2 protein-coding genes, 1 tRNA gene and 1 pseudogene are annotated in these 3453 nt (G+C 62.6%); 1 reads left to right on the top strand and 3 read right to left on the bottom strand.

Features of this window, described 5'->3' with window-relative positions; genetic code table 11:
• Positions 1 to 71: 71 nt before the first annotated feature.
• From WEA77_RS08460 to WEA77_RS08450, 3 genes and pseudogenes are all read right to left on the bottom strand, one after another.
• Positions 72 to 221: pseudogene (locus tag WEA77_RS08460) on the bottom strand (dTMP kinase); the annotation flags it as partial.
• Positions 214 to 1404: a D-alanyl-D-alanine carboxypeptidase family protein gene (locus tag WEA77_RS08455; RefSeq protein ID WP_368067430.1), complete on the bottom strand. Its 1191-nt coding sequence runs from the start codon at positions 1402 to 1404 to the stop codon at positions 214 to 216. The pseudogene WEA77_RS08460 and the gene WEA77_RS08455, both read right to left, overlap by 8 nt.
• Before the next feature lie 112 nt (positions 1405 to 1516).
• Complete coding sequence (locus WEA77_RS08450) at positions 1517 to 2635, bottom strand: septal ring lytic transglycosylase RlpA family protein (RefSeq protein WP_368067429.1); 1119 nt, start codon at positions 2633 to 2635, stop codon at positions 1517 to 1519.
• 331 nt (positions 2636 to 2966) lie between these two features.
• On the opposite strand from WEA77_RS08450, the gene WEA77_RS08445 reads away from it, so the two are divergent.
• Positions 2967 to 3056, top strand: a tRNA-Ser gene (locus tag WEA77_RS08445).
• Positions 3057 to 3453: the final 397 nt, after the last annotated feature.

The following is a 3453-nucleotide window of genomic DNA, read 5'->3' as shown; positions in this document are numbered from 1 at the left end:
AGCAGAGCTTCGGCCAGAGGCGAGAATGCCTGGCCGCCGGGCGGGGTCAGAACGAGGTTGCGCACAGCTTAAGCGCGGGGTGTTCCCCCAGGCTCGCGGGTGAGCACAACGTCGACCCCCTGCTCCGCCAACCGGTCGCGCAGAGCGCCCTGCAAGGTAGACTTCCCGGTCCCCTCACCGCCTTCCAGCGTGATGAAGCGGCCGCGGGCAGGACTATCCATTGCCGCCCTTCAGTTCTGCTTCGGCGTCCGGCGACTGCTCGCCCTTCATCATGGCGCTGATGCCTTCGATCGCCTGGCCGACAAAACCGAGTTTCTTGACATCCGCTTCCGCAATCACGGGCGCCGTCACCGGCTCCTGTCCTTCCAGCGTCACGACGAACGTACCGACAACATCACCCTTCCTGACGGGCGCCCTGAGGGTCTTGTCCAGAACAAGTTCGGCCTTCGCTTTCGCAAACATCGCCTTGTGCCCGACCACCTTGAGCGGCTCCGACAGCGATACCGGAACGGCGCGCTGCTCGCCAAGCCAGACAGGGACATCCGGGAGGGTAACTGTTTCCGGGCCGATCGTCTTCAGTTCAAAACTCTGGATCGCGACCCGCATGAGGCGTTCGGCTTCCTGTGACCGCGCTGCCATGGTCGGCAGGCCGTTGATGACGATGGTCCGGCGCACGCCGTCGCGCACGGCAGAAGCGGTGAGGCCGTAACCGGACGCTTCGAGGTGGCCCGTCTTCAGCCCGTCCGCGCCGGCGACTTCCAGCAATGGGTTGCGGTTGGCCTGCGTGTATTCGCGCCAGGTGTAGGACGGCAGCGAGTACCAGGCATAATACTGCGGATACTTGTCAATTGTCATCTTGGCGAGTTTCGCAAGGTCAATGGCCGAGACGACGTGGCCTTCGCCTTCGAGGCCGGTCGTGTTCACGAAGTTCACCGAGTTGAGGCCGAGCTCATGGGCGATCTGCGTCATGCGTGCCGAAAAGGCGGCTTCCGAACCCGAGATGCCCTCCGCAAGCACGATGCAGGCATCATTTCCCGACATCGTGATTACCCCGTGGAGCAGTTCTTCGACGGTCGGCGTATCCTTTGGCACGAGACCCATCGTGGAGGTGCCGGACGGAAAACCGCCCCGGCGCCAGGCATCCTCGCTGACGGTGAATTTGTCGGTGAGGGAAATCTCGCCGCGCTCGATCAGCTCGAACACGACGAAAGCCGTCATCATCTTGGTCATAGACGCCGGCGTCATGAGTTCGTCGCCGCGTTTCGAATACAGGATCTGGCCCGTTTCATGGTCCATGATCACGGCATACTCTGCCGGTGTGTCGATCATCTGGGCGGCCGCCGGCAAAGCGGCGCCAACTGCCATGACCGCAACGGCCGATATGATCCCGCGCCAAAACTTCACGTGAGCGTCTCCCTATTACAAAATGGCCGCACGCACGCACGGCCCCTCTTCCCGAATAAACGGAAAAAGGGGCCGGTTTGTGGTCAGCGTCAATGGGCGGACTGCGGGCATTCTACTCCGCAGTGACCACCCGTCCGTCGCCCTTGCCTTCTGCATTGAGGCGGTCACGGAGCTGTTGAGCAGACTCGCGGCTGGCCAGAGGGCCGACGCGAACCCGGAAGTAGTCGGCGCCGTTGACGCGGGCCGGAACGATCTCCACAGGCAGGTTCGCCTGCAGTCCGCGGTAGAGCGTTTCGGCGTTGCCGATGTCCGAGAACGAAGCCAGCTGGACATAGTGCGTGCCATTGGCCGATGCGCTTACCTTGGTGACTTGAGCCGAAACGCCCCATTCTGCAGGTGGTTCAGGCCATTTTACGGCGGCGCGGCCGGGCGGGCTCGCACCAGGCGCGGTCCACGTTGTGCCGCCGGCGAGTTCATCGCCGCCGAGAAGTTCATCGGCGGGCGCCGACCTGGGCGTTGCAGGTTTCTGCGCCGTCAGTGACATGAGTTTCGGCGTGCGTTCGGCGCGAGGCTTCGGCGCTTCCGCGGCCCCACTTCCAACCATCCGGAGGGTTAGCTCGGCCTTCCCTGCCCCTTCAAAACCGAGCGCGCGGGCCACCTGGCGCGAAACCTGGAGCGAAGCGCCGTCTTCAAACGGGCCGCGGTCATTGACGCGGACAAAGACTTCCTTACCCGTTGCCGGGTTGGACATCTGCACGATGCTCGGAAGCGGCAGAGACGGATGCGCGGCGGTCAGCGCCGATTGGTCAAGGATTTCGCCATTGGCAGTTGCCAGACCTGCGAACTCGTCGCCGTAAATGATCGCAATCCCGGTCTCGAAGATGTTACCCGCCGGCGCGGCCGGAAATGGTGCGGGCTTGTAGGTTTCGGCGAGTGGCGGAAGCGGAACCACTTCCACCAGCGGCGCCCTGCCCGCAGTGCCGAGTGCGGCTGCAGGGGCGCGGGAATCGAATGTCGGGACAGACGGCGAAAACTGGGGTGCTTCCGTAAAACTCGTCTCGGCGACCGGCGATGCGGCCTGCGGAACGGACACGGACGCCATCTCGACGCGAGCAGCTTCCTGCCCCGATCCCGGATAACGGAATTCAATCCGCTGCGTTGCCTTTTCGGTATTGCTTGCCGGCGCGGCCGGACGGCTGGCGACTTTTAGCGGCGAGCTGGCGTCAGCCATGTAAGTAATCGGCGCTCGCGGCCCGGCCGACGCCGGCAGCGCAGCCGAAGAAATCACAAAAACAGACGCAACAACAGTCAATTGGCCCGGAAGCCAGGTGCGCGCAAACGGCATGGGCCGCAAATCTCCTCTTTCTGAGAACCCTGACCCGCCTTTGGAGGCGTGCCCGGTGGCCTTCTGGCCGTTCCGAAAATCGGTTTACCATGCAGGTGTGGCCAGCCGGTCAAACCGAACAGAAAGTCCGGCAGCTGGCGTTAGGACCTGATTCACCGCCTGCCGGCCTGCAGGCACTTGCCATCCGGCCCGCCTTCCCACAAACAGCCCACGCGGCGGAGGAGTGGCAGAGTGGTTTAATGCGACGGTCTTGAAAACCGTTGAGCTCGAAAGGGCTCCGGGGGTTCGAATCCCTCCTCCTCCGCCATCAGGCATTGTTTTTATTGAGAAATAGTACTTTTTAGTGCTCCTGGTGCATTCGCTAGTGCATTCCCGTTTTTTCGCCGACGCATCTGGCCCGGCATTTCGGCGCCGCCCGGTGCTGCTAAGTCGCCTGCGTGTTTCACGCCGGCGCGGACCGTTACGATGCGGGTTTTCGCGCGTTGCGCGGGGGATCAAGTGCCGACGTCTTGAGGTGCGTCATTGGCCAGAGAGAGCTTGGGTCGGGTCCAGCGGAGCCCATCACCTGATCTATCAGAAGGTGATGTCCAGCGACATCAGGAACTGACCCCCTTTCGTCATGAAGAACTGACCCCTTCCTGGTTTGAAGTGTAAGCGCAACGAGCTCCCCACCGAGAATGTAGCTTTCCCCATGAGGCTGTTTG

It is taken from the genome of Hyphomonas sp. (genome assembly GCF_040882205.1).
Classification (GTDB): domain Bacteria; phylum Pseudomonadota; class Alphaproteobacteria; order Caulobacterales; family Hyphomonadaceae; genus Hyphomonas.
The sequence above is the reverse complement of the archived record's forward strand: the minus strand, read 5'-3'. Positions and strand labels throughout refer to the sequence as shown.